The 12936-nt window shown below is 59.9% G+C and carries 9 protein-coding genes and 1 pseudogene; 4 read left to right on the top strand and 6 right to left on the bottom strand.

Going from position 1 to position 12936, the window contains the following annotated elements:
• Positions 1–161 precede the first annotated feature (161 nt).
• Complete coding sequence (locus ACSKB8_RS38240; RefSeq protein WP_438109615.1) at positions 162–1475, bottom strand: serine hydrolase domain-containing protein; 1314 nt, start codon at positions 1473–1475, stop codon at positions 162–164.
• 146 nt (positions 1476–1621) lie between these two features.
• Between ACSKB8_RS38240 and ACSKB8_RS38235 the strand changes: the two are divergent.
• Positions 1622–3058, top strand: a pseudogene (locus ACSKB8_RS38235) (IS1182 family transposase).
• Positions 3059–3668: 610 nt separating this feature from the next.
• On the opposite strand, the gene ACSKB8_RS38230 reads toward ACSKB8_RS38235, so the two are convergent.
• From ACSKB8_RS38230 to ACSKB8_RS38215, 4 genes are all read right to left on the bottom strand, one after another.
• The gene (locus tag ACSKB8_RS38230) at positions 3669–4430 is read right to left on the bottom strand and encodes a class I SAM-dependent methyltransferase (protein WP_438109614.1); all 762 of its coding nucleotides are present in this window, start codon (positions 4428–4430) and stop codon (positions 3669–3671) included.
• Positions 4431–5130: 700 nt separating this feature from the next.
• Positions 5131–6330, bottom strand: coding sequence for an IS91 family transposase (locus ACSKB8_RS38225; protein ID WP_438104195.1), 1200 nt, complete (start codon positions 6328–6330; stop codon positions 5131–5133).
• A gap of 12 nt (positions 6331–6342) precedes the next feature.
• A complete protein-coding gene (locus tag ACSKB8_RS38220) occupies positions 6343–7218 on the bottom strand; it encodes a tyrosine-type recombinase/integrase (RefSeq protein WP_438104197.1) in 876 nt (291 codons plus the stop codon).
• Between the two features lie 267 nt (positions 7219–7485).
• Positions 7486–8397 (bottom strand): SDR family NAD(P)-dependent oxidoreductase, encoded by a 912-nt coding sequence (locus tag ACSKB8_RS38215; protein ID WP_438109613.1) that lies wholly within the window; start codon positions 8395–8397, stop codon positions 7486–7488.
• Between the two features lie 323 nt (positions 8398–8720).
• Here ACSKB8_RS38215 and ACSKB8_RS38210 point away from each other — a divergent pair, with 323 nt between their 5' ends.
• A complete protein-coding gene (locus tag ACSKB8_RS38210; protein ID WP_091880269.1) occupies positions 8721–10073 on the top strand; it encodes a transposase in 1353 nt (450 codons plus the stop codon).
• Between the two features lie 194 nt (positions 10074–10267).
• Here ACSKB8_RS38210 and ACSKB8_RS38205 read toward each other — a convergent pair whose 3' ends face one another.
• On the bottom strand, positions 10268–11311 hold the full coding sequence (locus ACSKB8_RS38205) for a medium chain dehydrogenase/reductase family protein (RefSeq protein WP_438109612.1): 1044 nt from the start codon (positions 11309–11311) through the stop codon (positions 10268–10270).
• A gap of 169 nt (positions 11312–11480) precedes the next feature.
• On the opposite strand from ACSKB8_RS38205, the gene ACSKB8_RS38200 reads away from it, so the two are divergent.
• Together ACSKB8_RS38200 and ACSKB8_RS38195 are read left to right on the top strand one after the other, a co-directional pair.
• Positions 11481–11792 (top strand): hypothetical protein, encoded by a 312-nt coding sequence (locus tag ACSKB8_RS38200; protein ID WP_245473470.1) that lies wholly within the window; start codon positions 11481–11483, stop codon positions 11790–11792.
• Between the two features lie 431 nt (positions 11793–12223).
• The gene (locus ACSKB8_RS38195) at positions 12224–12790 is read left to right on the top strand and encodes a hypothetical protein (protein WP_370988691.1); all 567 of its coding nucleotides are present in this window, start codon (positions 12224–12226) and stop codon (positions 12788–12790) included.
• The last annotated feature ends 146 nt before the right edge of the window (positions 12791–12936 follow it).

The following is a 12936-nucleotide window of genomic DNA, read 5'->3' as shown; positions in this document are numbered from 1 at the left end:
CTTCATACCTTGCGCGCTTGTTAGCGCGCAGGTGCTCCGGACGGCATGCACTGACAAAATCGGATGTCTGCTTTTGCAGACAATGCGGACACGCGGTCCCGCCCGCGGAAGGTCATCTTGTGACCCGAAGCGGTCGATGTCGAGCTTGTCCCGAGCTAGTATCAGCCTAGCTGATCGACCAGTGCCGACCATAGAGCCCATGGTTCGCCTCGATGTACCGGGTCCTCAATTGCAGTGTGCACCATGACGACCTTAGAGGTCGGATCAACGCAAATATACTGGCCCTTGAATCCTAACAACGCGAACTGCCGCCTCTCACCGGGAAACAGCCACAAGAGATAACCGTAGCCAAATCTCTTCGTCGCCACGACCGGTCGCAGATAGTCATCCAAAGCTCGAACGGTAGTCGCATCGATCATCCATTGCGTCGGAACGATCTGCTTGCCATCCCATGCGCCATCATGCGCCAGCAAACGTCCTCGCCGGGCGTAATCGCGCAGAACGGCATTGAAGCCAAAGTGCCCCAGTTCGAATCCTTCTGCGTCTACCAGCCAATTGGCATCCGCTTCCGCGCCGATCGGTTCCCATACTTTCTCGCGCAGATAGTCAGACGCTGACTTGTTGACCGCACCGTGAAGCACCATGCCGAGCACGTCGGCTTCTATGCTCGCGTAGTAAAATCTCGTTCCCGCTGGGGCAACACGCTGATTGAATTGCACAATGCTCTTAACCGTGCCCAACTTGGAGTCCGGGAACGCGATCCCCATGCCGTTCCACAGGCGATTGAGGTCACGTCCTCCGTCTCTTGTTTCACCGAAATCGACCCCTGAGGACATGTGCAGCAGATCGCGAATTGGCGTCCTGCCGTACTCGCTGCCAATAAAACCCGGTACATAACTTTCGGGGATATCATCGACCGACTTAATCGCCCCCTCCGAGATGGCGATCCCGATCAACAGTCCGGTTATCGTCTTGACCATCGATTGGGATACGAACCGATCTTGATCAGTTCGCGCGTACTGATAGCCTTCGAAGATAATCTGGTCGTCCTTGGCGATCAGCAGGCCAGTGGCCGGATTGCGCGACATGTAGTCGAGGGGCGAAAACTTGCTTCCCTGAAAATTGTAGTAAACGTCTGCCCGTGAGCACTTGAACTTCCAGGGTGTCACAGCTCGCCTGATGAGCCGCGTTGGATAGATGTGATCGATATGGGTGAATGCGCCGACACGATATTTTGGCTCCCAAGGGTCGCCTTGCCTCCGCGCCTCCGCAATGTCGGGAAGAGGATAACCATCTTTGGCGCCGTAAAGCTCGGCGTTTGGACCTGTTGTGGAGAAAATCGGACCGGCGCAGTCTTGCGTCGCGCCGGGGGAAACTGGTTCTGCGGTTGCGGGAACGGGACCAGCAAACGCACAAGCGACTGTAGCGGCCAGCGATGACACAGCCTTGCGACGGGAATATTGCGGCGCCGACACGACGTCCCCCAAAGATTCCCGTAAGTAGAGATCAAATTGGGTGGAAACTTCAAGGGGTATGTCTCCTATTGGCCCAAGCTGTGTGAAAATGCTCTGTTTGTAGTGATTCGCGCGATAAGATTCCCGGCGATCTGGCGGGGCATCTGATGAAGCGCTTTGTTGAAGGGTTGGATCGGGGGCAGAGCACACTGTTTCCGTCGTCGCTCGATGACTATGTGAGCGAGGATAATCCGGTCCGAGCGGTCGACGTGTTCGTCGACGGTCTCGATCTCGGCAAGCTGGGGTTCGTCGGTGTCCAGCCACTCGACACTGGCCGACCGAGTTACCATCCCAGCACTATGCTCAAGCTGTACATCTACGGCTATCTCAATCGGATTCCGTCGAGCTGACGGCTGGAGCGGGAATGCCAGCGCAATATCGAGATGATCTGGTTGACCGGGCAGCTGGCGCCGGACTTCAAGACCATCGCGGACTTCCGCAAGGACAATGGCAAGGCCATTCGTGAGGTCTGTCGCGAGTTCGTCGCGCTGTGCCGCAAGCTTGATCTGTTCAGTGCAGCAAGCGTCGCCATTGATGGATCAAAGTTCAAGGCTGTCAATGCGCGGGACAAGAACTTCACCGAGGCCAAGATGAAGAAACGTCTTGAGCGGATCGATGAGAGCATCGCCCGCTATTTCTCTCAGCTTGAGACCGCCGATCGACATGGCGACGCGGTGCCGGAGGCGAAGGTTGAGCGGCTAAAGGGCAAGATCGAGAAGCTCAAGGAGGAGACCATCCGGCTCAACACGATCAACGCGGAGATGATAAAGAGTGAGGACAAGCAGATATCGCTCTCCGATCCTGACGCGCGCTCGATGGCGACAAGTGGCAAGGACACCGGGATCGTTGGCTACAACGTGCAGATTGCAGTTGATACGCAGCATCATCTCATTGTGGCTCACGAGGTGACCAACGTGGGCAGCGATCGACACCAACTCGCCAACATGGCCAGGCAGGCTCGCGACGAGATGGCTGTCGAGACTCTCGAAGTCGTGGCAGATCGCGGCTATTACGATGGCGAGGAGATCAGGGCCTGCGAGGAAGCCGACATCACGGTGACGTTGCCGAAGCCGATGACTTCGGGCGCCAAGGCTGCTGGCCGCTTCGGCAAACAGGACTTCGTCTATGTCGCCGCCAATGATGTTTATCGCTGTCCCGCCGGCGAGCGGCTAACTTATCACTATACGAACGTAGAGGACGAAAAGACACTGCGCCGATATTGGACAAGCACCTGCAAGACCTGCGCGCTAAGAGCTCAGTGCACGACAGGTCCCGAGCGCCGCATCTCACGCTGGGAGCATGAGGCCGTTCTGGAAAAAGTTCAGGATCGGCTCGACCACAACCCCAATGCAATGGGTGTCCGCCGTCAGACAGCGGAGCATCCGTTCGGCACGATGAAGTGTTGGATGGGAGCAACGCACTTTCTCACGAAAAAGCTGCCAAAGGTGGCCACCGAGATGGCGCTCAACGTGCTCGCCTACAACATGAAGCGCGTGATGATGCTCGTGGGCGTAGGCGGATTGCTGGAGGCGATGCAGGCGTGAGGCCGGCCTCTGCACGACCAAATCAGCGCCTGCACGAAGCTCCTGGTTGCACCGAGATGACAGGAGGTCAATTCCACCGAATTAGAAGCTCGGCGGCCGCAATGCGCCGGTGCGCCCCAAGTTGCCGGATTTTCACACGGCCTGGACCCGGAGCGGACGTTTGTCTTGTCCGTGCATCCGGTCACAATCGGACAAGCCCAGGGCCGACGGACGGACAGCGCGATATCCGGGAGCCGACAATGCGCGCGCCTTGAAGCTTGGCCGATGCCCGGCGCGCCGAGCTGCGTCAGCAATCGCGGCCCTCGTTGATACCGCAAGTCCGATGTTTCCGACTCCGGTTCGCGGCCGGTCTATGTCGCGCGCGCCGCTTACAATGAACTGTTGCTGGGCTCTCCGACGCAGGCGCTGCGCGAGGGCTATCGCGCCATCATCGATGACCTGGAGCTCGAGGTGGCGCCGCCCGGCGCTATGGCCGACCGGGTCGATTTCTACCATCAGAACATCCAGTACGAGCCGGCAGGAACCAACCGGGACGGATTACGGAACATGGCAAAGGCGCTGCCAGCAGGAAGCCAAGCAGGCGCTGACTGGAGCTTTGCGAAAAGGATAGCTAGACCGGAGAGATTGACCAAGCTGCCACGTCATGCGCTGCGGCCCATCCGATTTCGGAGTAGGACACCAGGCGGACATTCGGCAGACGCTTTCCCATACCGATGACGCTATTGATGGAAGATAAAGATAGTCCCCATTCCGGATCATCGGCGATGCCATAGGAACCAAAACCGATTCCACCGGCCTCGTATTGATCAATCAGGGACTTCCATTTTCGCCTTTGATTAGGGTCTGTTTCCTGTAACGCTCTGCGATATTGAGATTCTCCGCGGAAGGTCGCTATCAACGTGCCGCGCGGCCGGAGTGCCCCAATCAGGGCATTGAACAGTTTGTTCATGCGGCCATAGTCGAGATGCGTGAACACTGATCCGACCCAAATCAAGTCCAGATCCTTCGGAAGATCGAGTTGATCGAAGTCGTGATGGGATTGAACGTAATTGCCGGCGAAAGTATCGGCGCAGAAGCGTGAACCGGTTTCGTCTATATCTGCAAAATACAGTTCCGCCTTTGGAAGGAAGGCGCGCAAATGACGGGCTACTCGGCCATGACCGCACCCAAAATCTAGCACTTTTTCGAGGTGGTAGGCGGGGCCGGTCAGAAGCGCGGAGCAAATGATCTGGACCGCGCTAACGCCAACGCCCATGTAATCAGTCCAGCCTTGAACCGCGGCGTTGAACATATGATCGTTTGGATGAAGGTCTCGGATGATTTCGCGAGAACGATAGTCGGTCCAAAGAGTTGATACTACATCTGCGTGCATAGAGGCACCTTTCTATCATAGATTAACACAGTGCGCGGCTGATGGGCAAGGTGGAGGCCGACCATCAGCGCCGGCTCGAGCCGGCGCAAAACGAGAATCTCGACCGGAACCAAGTTGCGCTTCATCGCCAATGCCGATCTTCGCGGCCTGCATCGCGGCGCGCCCGCTAGTAGGCTCCGCCTGTTGCGCACGATCTACGCTGCCTCAGTAGAAAGCCATGAGAGCAGCCAACTCGGGCGCCTCTTTCGCTGCGCGCATGTCTGCTCTGGCCCGGGACTGACCTTGGCTCAGAGCGCCGCGACGGCCGCTTTCGGGAGGTGAGCCGACCAAGCTCTTGTAAGCTGCCGAGGGCTGCCTCTGTGAAGGGTTTCGGATGCCGGCCGCATGACTGATGGCGCGGCACATTCGGCGGCCGGCGTCCGAAAGCCTCCAAGGGAGGAAACCGCGCATGGTGGGCAGGAAGGGTGCGGCGGGCTCTATGGGGATTTGAGCTCTGCGGGCGAACTGGCCGATGGAGTTCGAAGCAATGCAGCGAGCTGCGCGAGGGTAGCGGGGCTGGTGAATGATGGGTAGATGGCTTCGAACGTGATCAATCGTCGGCGGATTGGCGACGACAGCTGACCGTTGGGGCGTATGCCGTTGTGGCCGGTCGATGAGCGGCGGGCATGGCGAACTGCTTTGCAGAGCGACGGTTGCGCGCTCATGAGGTATCGATCCTGATGGCGCTGGTTGGCGGGGTCGCTTGATGGCGAGGCGTTGTGCCTTGTTCGAAGACCTCGATGACGATCATGCGGCCGCCGCAGCATGGACACGGCGGCCTGCCGCTGTCGACGACAGTCTCGGTCGGCTCATCCTTACGATCCTTGACGACGAGCAGTTCGCGCGCGCGTGCAACGTTGTCGGCGCAGGCGCTCCGCGCGAGCAGACCGTAGTGGCGGATGCGGTGGAAGCCCTTTGGCAGCACGTGGATGAGGAAGCGGCGGATGAACTCGTCTGCAGCGATCGTCATCCGCTTTTGACGGTCGTAGCCTTCGACCCGGTAATCCTTCCAGCTGAAGGTGACGCCGTGCCGGCCGAGGGCGATCAGGCGGCTGTTGGCGATAGCGACGCGGTGGGTATAGCGCGACAGATAGGCCAGCACGGCCTCGGGACCGCCAAACGGACGCTTGGCATAAACGACCCATTCCGTCTTGCGCGACGCTGTGAGCAACGCGGCGAATGATTGTGCTCCGGCGAGATGAGCGTCGTTGCCGAAGAAGCTCAGGCGCCCGGCCTGGTGGAGGGCGGCAAGGCGCTCGAGGAACAGCCGCCGAAACAGGCGTGAGAGCACACGCACCGGCAGGAAGAACCCTGGCCGGCAGGCCACCCAGCGCTGGCCGTCGGGCGAGATGCCGCCGCCCGGCACAATCATGTGGACGTGCGGGTGGTGGGTCATGGCCGAGCCCCAGGTGTGCAGCACGGACGTAATGCCGATCCTGGCGCCGAGATGCTTCGGGTCGGCGGCGATCGTCAGCATGGTCTCGGCCGAGACCTTGAACAGCAGATCGTAGATGGTGGCCCTGTTGTGATAGGCGATGTCGGCGATCCGGGCCGGCACCGTGAACACAACGTGATAATACGGCACCGGCAGCAGTTCGGCCTCACGGTCGGCGAGCCACTGCTTCGCCGCGGCGCCCTGGCACTTCGGGCAGTGCCGATTGCGGCAGGAATTGTAGGCGATGGACGTGTAGGCACAGTCCTCGCAGCGCGCGACATGGCCGCCGAGAGCTGCCGTGCGGCAACTCTCGATCGCCGACATCACCTTCAACTGGTCGAGGCTGACATGGCCGGCATGGGCGTGACGCCATGCCGGGCCATGGCTGCGGAAGATATCCGCAACCTCCAGAGCCGGGCGAGACATAGGTGCCCAGCGTCAGCCGGGCGGCCGCGCCTCCTTGAGCTTGAGAGCGATGTGCTCCAACGGGCTCATGACCTCGCTGATGGTCTTGGTGGCGACGCGGGTGTAGAGCGCGGTGGTATCGAGCTTGGCGTGGCCGAGCAGCACCTGGATGACGCGGACGTCGACGTTCTGCTCCAGGAGGTGAGTAGCGAAGCTGTGGCGCAATGTGTGCAGCGACACGCGCTTTTTGATCTCCGCCATCTGCACGGCGGCATGACAGGCACGATTGAGCTGGCGCGTCGTCATCTGCTGCGCCGGATCGCGGCCCGGGAACAGCCAGCCTTGCGGCCGAGCCATCTTCCACCAGGCCCGTAGCAGCGCGAGCAGGCTGGGCGACAGCATGACATTGCGGTCCTTGCCGCCCTTGCCCTGCTCGACGCGGATGATCATCCGCTTGCTGTCGATATCGGAGACCTTGAGCGAGACGACCTCGTTGGCACGCAGCCCGGCACCGTAGGCCACGCTGAGAGCCGCCTTGTATTTGAGCCCCGGTGCGGCATCGAGCAGCCGTGCCACTTCCTCCACGCTCAGTACCACCGGCAGCTTGCGTGCCTCGTGAATGAATTGAGTGTGCTCGATGATATCGTGGCGCTTCAAGGTGACTTTGAAAAAGAACCGCAACGTCGAGACAGCCTGGTTGATGGTCGGCACGCCGGCGCCGCCCGTCGCCAGATGCAGCTGATAGCGACGCACGTCCTCGAAGGTCGCAAGATCGGGTGATTGCCCGAGAAACGCGGCGAAATGCTTGACCCGTTGAACGTAGTCATGTTGGGTCTTGGCTGCGAACTTCCGGATCGTCATGTCTTCGATCATGCGCCGGCGCAGTGGGCTTACTGCCTCGTCGGTCATGGGGGGCTCCTGTCTTGGGTGAAGGTTGCGAACCCCTCATCTCAAGACAGGACGCCTCGTCGCGCTATCCTCTCAGCTGCGCTGCCAGCTACCATGCCCTACCGCGCGAGCGGTTTAGTCCATTGACCCTTAGCTGACCTTCAGCAGGTCTGCTTTTCGGCGGCCAGTGTAGCTCCGCCGCGGCGCGGCCGCTGATGACTTGCGCACTGGTTCATAGAGTAACGCTGTCTGCCACAGTCGAACGTCGCCATGGCGTAACCTCGTTCCTCAAGACTTCGCTGTTGCGGGTATCTGACCGGGCTCGAACGGACCCGGCTCGAAAAAGCCCTCGATCGATTCGACCTTTGCGTAGTTCTCGGCGATGCTCTCGGGTGTCAGATGTGGATCGTAGAAGCCAGGTCCCATGACGATAGCGATACGTTGGATTACTCCGGCTTCCACGTTGTAGATCCTGTTCGTCTCCGAACAACTATCGCTTGCCAGCCAGACCATCGCTGGCGCAACAGCCGCAACCGGCATTGTGGCTTCGCTCTGCTTCAGCCAAGCGGGATCCGCAACCGCCGCTGGGTGCATCCTCGTGTACCCGGCTGGCGAAATGGTGTTCACGAGAATCCCATGCTCAGCACCTTCAATTGCAAGAATGCGCATCAATCCAACTACCGCGCACTTGGCCGCAGCGTAGGTGGCTTGGCCACGTAATCCAAACAGGCCGCTGACTGACGTCGTGAAGATGATCTTCCCGTAGCGCTGTGCGACCATATACGGCCAGGCAGCCTTCACCGTATTAACCGGCCCGCCGAGGTGCACCCGCCAATAGTGATCGAAATCGTCAAGGGTGGCGTCCTCGAATAGCTGGCTTCCGCAGATACCTGCGTTGTTCACGAGGAGGTCTATTCTCCCGAAATGCTCGATGGTCGTCGCGATCAGGTCACTGCCACCTTCAGGGGTGGAAACATTGCTGTCATTCGCGATTGCCTCGCCTCCACGGGATCGAATGCAATCGGCCACCTGTTCCGCGATCGTGGAATCCTTCCCGAACCCCGATACATCGGTCCCCAGGTCGTTTACAACGACCCGGGCGCCGCGTTCGGCGAGAAGTTCGACGTAGGCCCGCCCAAGCCCGCGACCTGCGCCAGTCACAACCGCGACCTTTCCCTCCAACGAAATTCGTTCTGTCATCTCGCAATCCTCCTTCCGGCAAGATTGAATGCGTCTGCGCGCAACCGTGACACCAACTGTCGGGGCGCTATCTCCGTTTGGCAAAGCCAGATTGACGTCCCCGCAATCGACAACGCGTCCGCTTTCGGGAAGTTCGCTGATGTCCGCTTATGGCTCTTCTCGACCGCCCACGAAACTTGCTCGATGTCGGCTGTCAGAGGTGATCCCGACGTGATCGGCACGGGCCCAAATCTCCGCTCGTGACCAATTCTGTTGAAAAAGACGGCTGTTGCGACGCAGAGATATCAGTGATTCAGTCTGTCTAATTGGCAGGACTGAAGATCATGATGGGGCATCGGCAAGTCGAACAGACCGCGTTGTTCTATGAGTTCTCGCTCGAAAGACATATCCCGACTGATCACTTGCTGCGGTTGATTGACAGGTTTGTCGATCTTGAACAGGTCCGGCGGGACCTGGCGCCTTTCTACAGCAGCATCGGTCGGCCTTCGATCGATCCCGAGTTGATGATCCGGATGCTCCTGATCGGTTACTGCTTCGGCATCCGATCGGAGCGGCGCCTGTGCGATGAGGTTCACCTCAATTTGGCCTACCGGTGGTTTTGCCGGCTCGGTCTGGACGGGACGGTGCCGGATCATTCGACATTCTCCAAGAACAGGCACGGCCGCTTCCGGCAGAGCGACCTCTTCCGTCGCGTGTTCGAGAGCGTGCTGCGCCGCTGCATCGAGGAACGACTGGTCGGCGGTGAGGGATTTGCAGTCGATGCGAGCCTAATCAAGGCCGATGCCAATCGGCAGAAGGGGATCGAAGGCGATAAGGGACTTCCGCCGGAGGCTGCCAGCCGAGCAATCGATGAGTATCTGGCCGGCCTTGATGATGCCGCTTTCGGAGCCGCGACCGAGGTTACCCCGAAGTTCGTATCGCCTTCCGATCCGGCGGCGCGCTGGACGGGGGCGCACGGCGGCCAAGCGTTTTTCGCCTATTCGACGAACTATCTGGTCGACATCGAGAACGCGATCATCGTCGATGTTGAGGCAACGACGGCAATCCGGCAGGCGGAGGTATTGGCCGCCAAGCGCATGATTGAGCGCTCGCTGGAGCGGTTTGATCTCTATCCGAGCCGGCTGCTCGGTGACAGCGGCTATGGCTCGGCCGAGATGCTCGCCTGGCTGGTCTATGAGCACGGGATCGAGCCGCACGTTACAGTCTTCGACAAGTCGGCCCGCACAGACGGGATCTTCTCGCGCGACGACTTCACCTATGACCATGCTGGGGACATCTATCGTTGCCCTGGTGGCAACATTCTTACCACGACCGGAACGTTGGTGAATGATGGTGCTACCATGCTTTACCTCGCCAGCAAGCGCGATTGTGATCGATGCGCATTGAAGCCCCGATGCTGCCCCAAGCAGGCTTCACGGAGAGTGCCCCGCTCGATCTACGAGGGCGCTCGCGACATGGCGCGCCAGATCGCGAGATCGTGGGAGGGAGGCACCTCGCGCCGGCTCCGCAAGAAAATCGAGATGTTGTTCGCGCACCTCAAGCGCATTCTCAAGCTCGACCGTTTGCGTTTACGAGGTCCAAACGGCGCGCGCGACGAGTTCATCCTCGCAGCCACCGCCCAAAACCTTCGAAAGATGGCCAAGCTGATCCCGATGCCCACCCCGACGCTCGCATAGGGTCAGTAAGAGCAGTTCCGGCCACGTCGCGACGGAGCTATTACAACGAAATACTGCCGGCCTTTTTCAACGGAATCGACCCGAAGCGGAAATATTTGCGGCAGCCAGAGGGCTGCAAATCGACCTTGCACCGCTGCGGCCTTCTTTCGTGTCTCATGAGCGCAGATGCGGATGTAACGTGCCGGCGCGCCGCCTCAGGCAGCGCGCTGGCTGCGTCGCGAGGAGAGATCCGGGCAAAGAACGAGCTTGCCTTCAAGACCGCCTGCCTCGAGGCGACGGTGAGCATCGGCGACCTCCTCGAACGAGATCCGCTCGGCGATGCGCGGCCGGATGGCGCCAGTTGCCAGAAGCTCGAACAGTTGCTCCAAGTCCTCCTTGAACCAAGCGGGATGTCGCGCCCGCATGGCATTTACCGAGTAAAAGCGGGCTCGCTTGCCGCCGGGCAACAGTCTCCACAGGTAGAGGCGCGCGATCTCCATCAAGATAGGCAGCATTCGACGCTGTGCCTGCACGCTCGCCGAAAAGCCGATGGCACAGAGCAGGCCACCCGGTTTGAGCGCCGCGTATGAGCGGCGATAGCCGTCTTCGCCAACGCCGTCGACGATGACGTCGAACCCACCCGGCACAACCAGCGTGAAGTCCTCATGCTGGTAATCGATCGGCGTTGCCCCGAGGTCGTGGACGAGCGTCATGTGCTCGCGGCGTACAGTGCCCCACAGCTCGAGGCCGGCCAGTCTCCCAAGCACGAGCAGCGCCTGGCCGACCGCGCCGGCAGCCCCGTGCACGAGCACACGTTGGCCCCGCTGGACCTTGGCCGCGCGGTGCAGAAGCTGGTGCGCAGTCGTCCAGCTCAGGATCAGCGCAGCCGCTTCAGCCGCGTCCACATCCACCGGCACGCGGGCCACGTTGCTCGCCCGAAGCGTGCGATAGTCGGCGTTTGACCCGACTACCGTCATGTCGGCCACGCGATCGCCAATCTGAAAGTCGTGCACGCCTTGGCCGAGCTGATCGATTGCCCCCACCACGTCGTAGCCCATTACGAACGGCGGCCGGAGGCGCATCGTTTGCGGATATAGATGGCGCCTGATCAACACCTCGGTGTAGTTGAGGCTCGACGCGAGTACGCGAACGCGCACCTCGCCCGGACCGGCGGTCGGCAGGGGAGCGTCCACCACCTCCAATCTCTCGGGATCACCGAAGCGGCTGACCTGAACAACTCGGTTGCGCTGCTCCATCATGACCGATCTCCTTGGATGCCGACCTTCAGCGCAGAACGGTCAGGCTGCCGCCAGACCGCAGCAATGGAATTGATCCAGATCAAGCTTGAGGCTGCACTCTTTGGAATTCTCCTCTAGCCAAATGACCAACCCGGTTGTTTGGCGCCATCATTGCTCATCGGAGGGGAAAATGCCTGCAGTCATTATGCAGTTCGTTTCGCATCCAAGACCCGGTAGTGATCTTGCAACCGTCTTACAGCTGGCAAAGGACGGCGCGTCACTTTGGAGGAAACACGGGGCCGATGTCAGCTATTGGTCCGTGATCGGTGGCGAGATCGGGAACTATGCCTTCGTCGCTCGCTTCGATAGTGTCGAAGCTTATGGGCGTACCCTGGCGTCACTGGGCGCCGATCCGGCCTTCGTTGAATTTCAAGCCAAGCGGCTGAAGGCCGGGCAATCGGATTGGGTGCGCTCCAATGTTGCCGTCCAAGTCGATCTTTGACGGAGCGCCTTCGCCCAAATGCGAGACCGCCCTCGGGCGGTCTCTAGCTACGTAGTCGATGTCGGCTGTTGGACACGCGGTCCCGCCCGCGGAAGGTCATCTTGTGACCCAACTCGGACTTGGGCGGCTGCGAAAATTGGTTGCGTCGATTGCTTGCCCCCATGTTGCAATCGAAAGGCCACGCGAGAGCTCGGATTCCACTGAGCGCAATCGGTCAGGACGGTTGACGCTGCGTTTCCAGACATGATGCTGACGCCCGCCACGTTTCATGCTAGCATTCGAATTTCTCGGATCATTAGAGCGGGAATGCGTTGGCGGTGAGCCCACGCAGAACTCGATATTTGCAGGAGAAGGCGTACGCAGGTCATCCCCAACTCACGGCAGCTTTACGGCAGAAGCCTGAAGCGTCCGCTGGACCTAAGGAGGAACCAATGAACTGCACCAACCTGAGCATCGTCCCCGCATCTACCGCAGCATTAAGACTAGCCCAAATAGCAGTTTTTGCTGCGGCGTTCATGTCCTTTGCCCCCGCCGCAGTTGCGGGAGAGCCGATTGAAAAGAAGGGGACTACTCCCTACGTGACGCATTTCATTTTTCGGCCATTGATGAGCGTCGACACCGGCGAACTTGGTAAGGCCACTACGCTGGAGGCGGTCGGGACCACGCAAAATATGAAGGGAGAGAAGATGCTGGACAAGATGTCGGCACGTTGCGTGGCGCTCAACGTCGCATCCGGCGAGAAGAAATATATTGATGGCGCCTGCGTGCTGACCGACGTCGATGGGGACAGGATTTTTTCGACGTTCGATACCCGCGACCTCGACAAGTCTCAGCCAAAGATGGATTGCGGCACCCATATCATCACCGGCGGTACCGGGAAATATAAGGGGATTTCCGGGAGCGAGCCATTTGCTTGCATCGCGATGCCTGCGCTGGCCGGCCCGGGCGATTATTTTGCGATGGACATCCCGCACAACACCTCATGGGAGATCAAATAATACGGATAAACCGAGGCCCCCTTTGAGGCCAGGGTGCCTAGAACACCCCGCGGCTCAGCCAACCAAACGAGGAGCCCGGCCCAACAGCCGGGCTCTCGTCTTTCTGCCGATACTCATCGGCAGAGAGAGAATGCAACAGGCCGCGT

It is taken from the genome of Bradyrhizobium sp. BR 1432 (assembly GCF_051547705.1).
GTDB classification, from domain to species: domain Bacteria; phylum Pseudomonadota; class Alphaproteobacteria; order Rhizobiales; family Xanthobacteraceae; genus Bradyrhizobium; species Bradyrhizobium zhanjiangense.
The sequence above is the reverse complement of the archived record's forward strand: the minus strand, read 5'-3'. Positions and strand labels throughout refer to the sequence as shown.

Excerpts from the sequence above, each read along its gene's own strand:
- ACSKB8_RS38230 (WP_438109614.1), bottom strand. The coding sequence starts at position 4,430 with ATGCACGCAGATGTAGTATCAACTCTTTGGACCGACTATCGTTCTCGC.
- ACSKB8_RS38205 (WP_438109612.1), bottom strand. The coding sequence starts at position 11,311 with ATGATGGAGCAGCGCAACCGAGTTGTTCAGGTCAGCCGCTTCGGTGAT.
- ACSKB8_RS38220 (WP_438104197.1), bottom strand. The coding sequence starts at position 7,218 with ATGACCGACGAGGCAGTAAGCCCACTGCGCCGGCGCATGATCGAAGAC.
- ACSKB8_RS38225 (WP_438104195.1), bottom strand. The coding sequence starts at position 6,330 with ATGTCTCGCCCGGCTCTGGAGGTTGCGGATATCTTCCGCAGCCATGGC.
- ACSKB8_RS38200 (WP_245473470.1), top strand. The coding sequence starts at position 11,481 with ATGCCTGCAGTCATTATGCAGTTCGTTTCGCATCCAAGACCCGGTAGT.
- ACSKB8_RS38210 (WP_091880269.1), top strand. The coding sequence starts at position 8,721 with ATGATGGGGCATCGGCAAGTCGAACAGACCGCGTTGTTCTATGAGTTC.
- ACSKB8_RS38195 (WP_370988691.1), top strand. The coding sequence starts at position 12,224 with ATGAACTGCACCAACCTGAGCATCGTCCCCGCATCTACCGCAGCATTA.
- ACSKB8_RS38215 (WP_438109613.1), bottom strand. The coding sequence starts at position 8,397 with ATGACAGAACGAATTTCGTTGGAGGGAAAGGTCGCGGTTGTGACTGGC.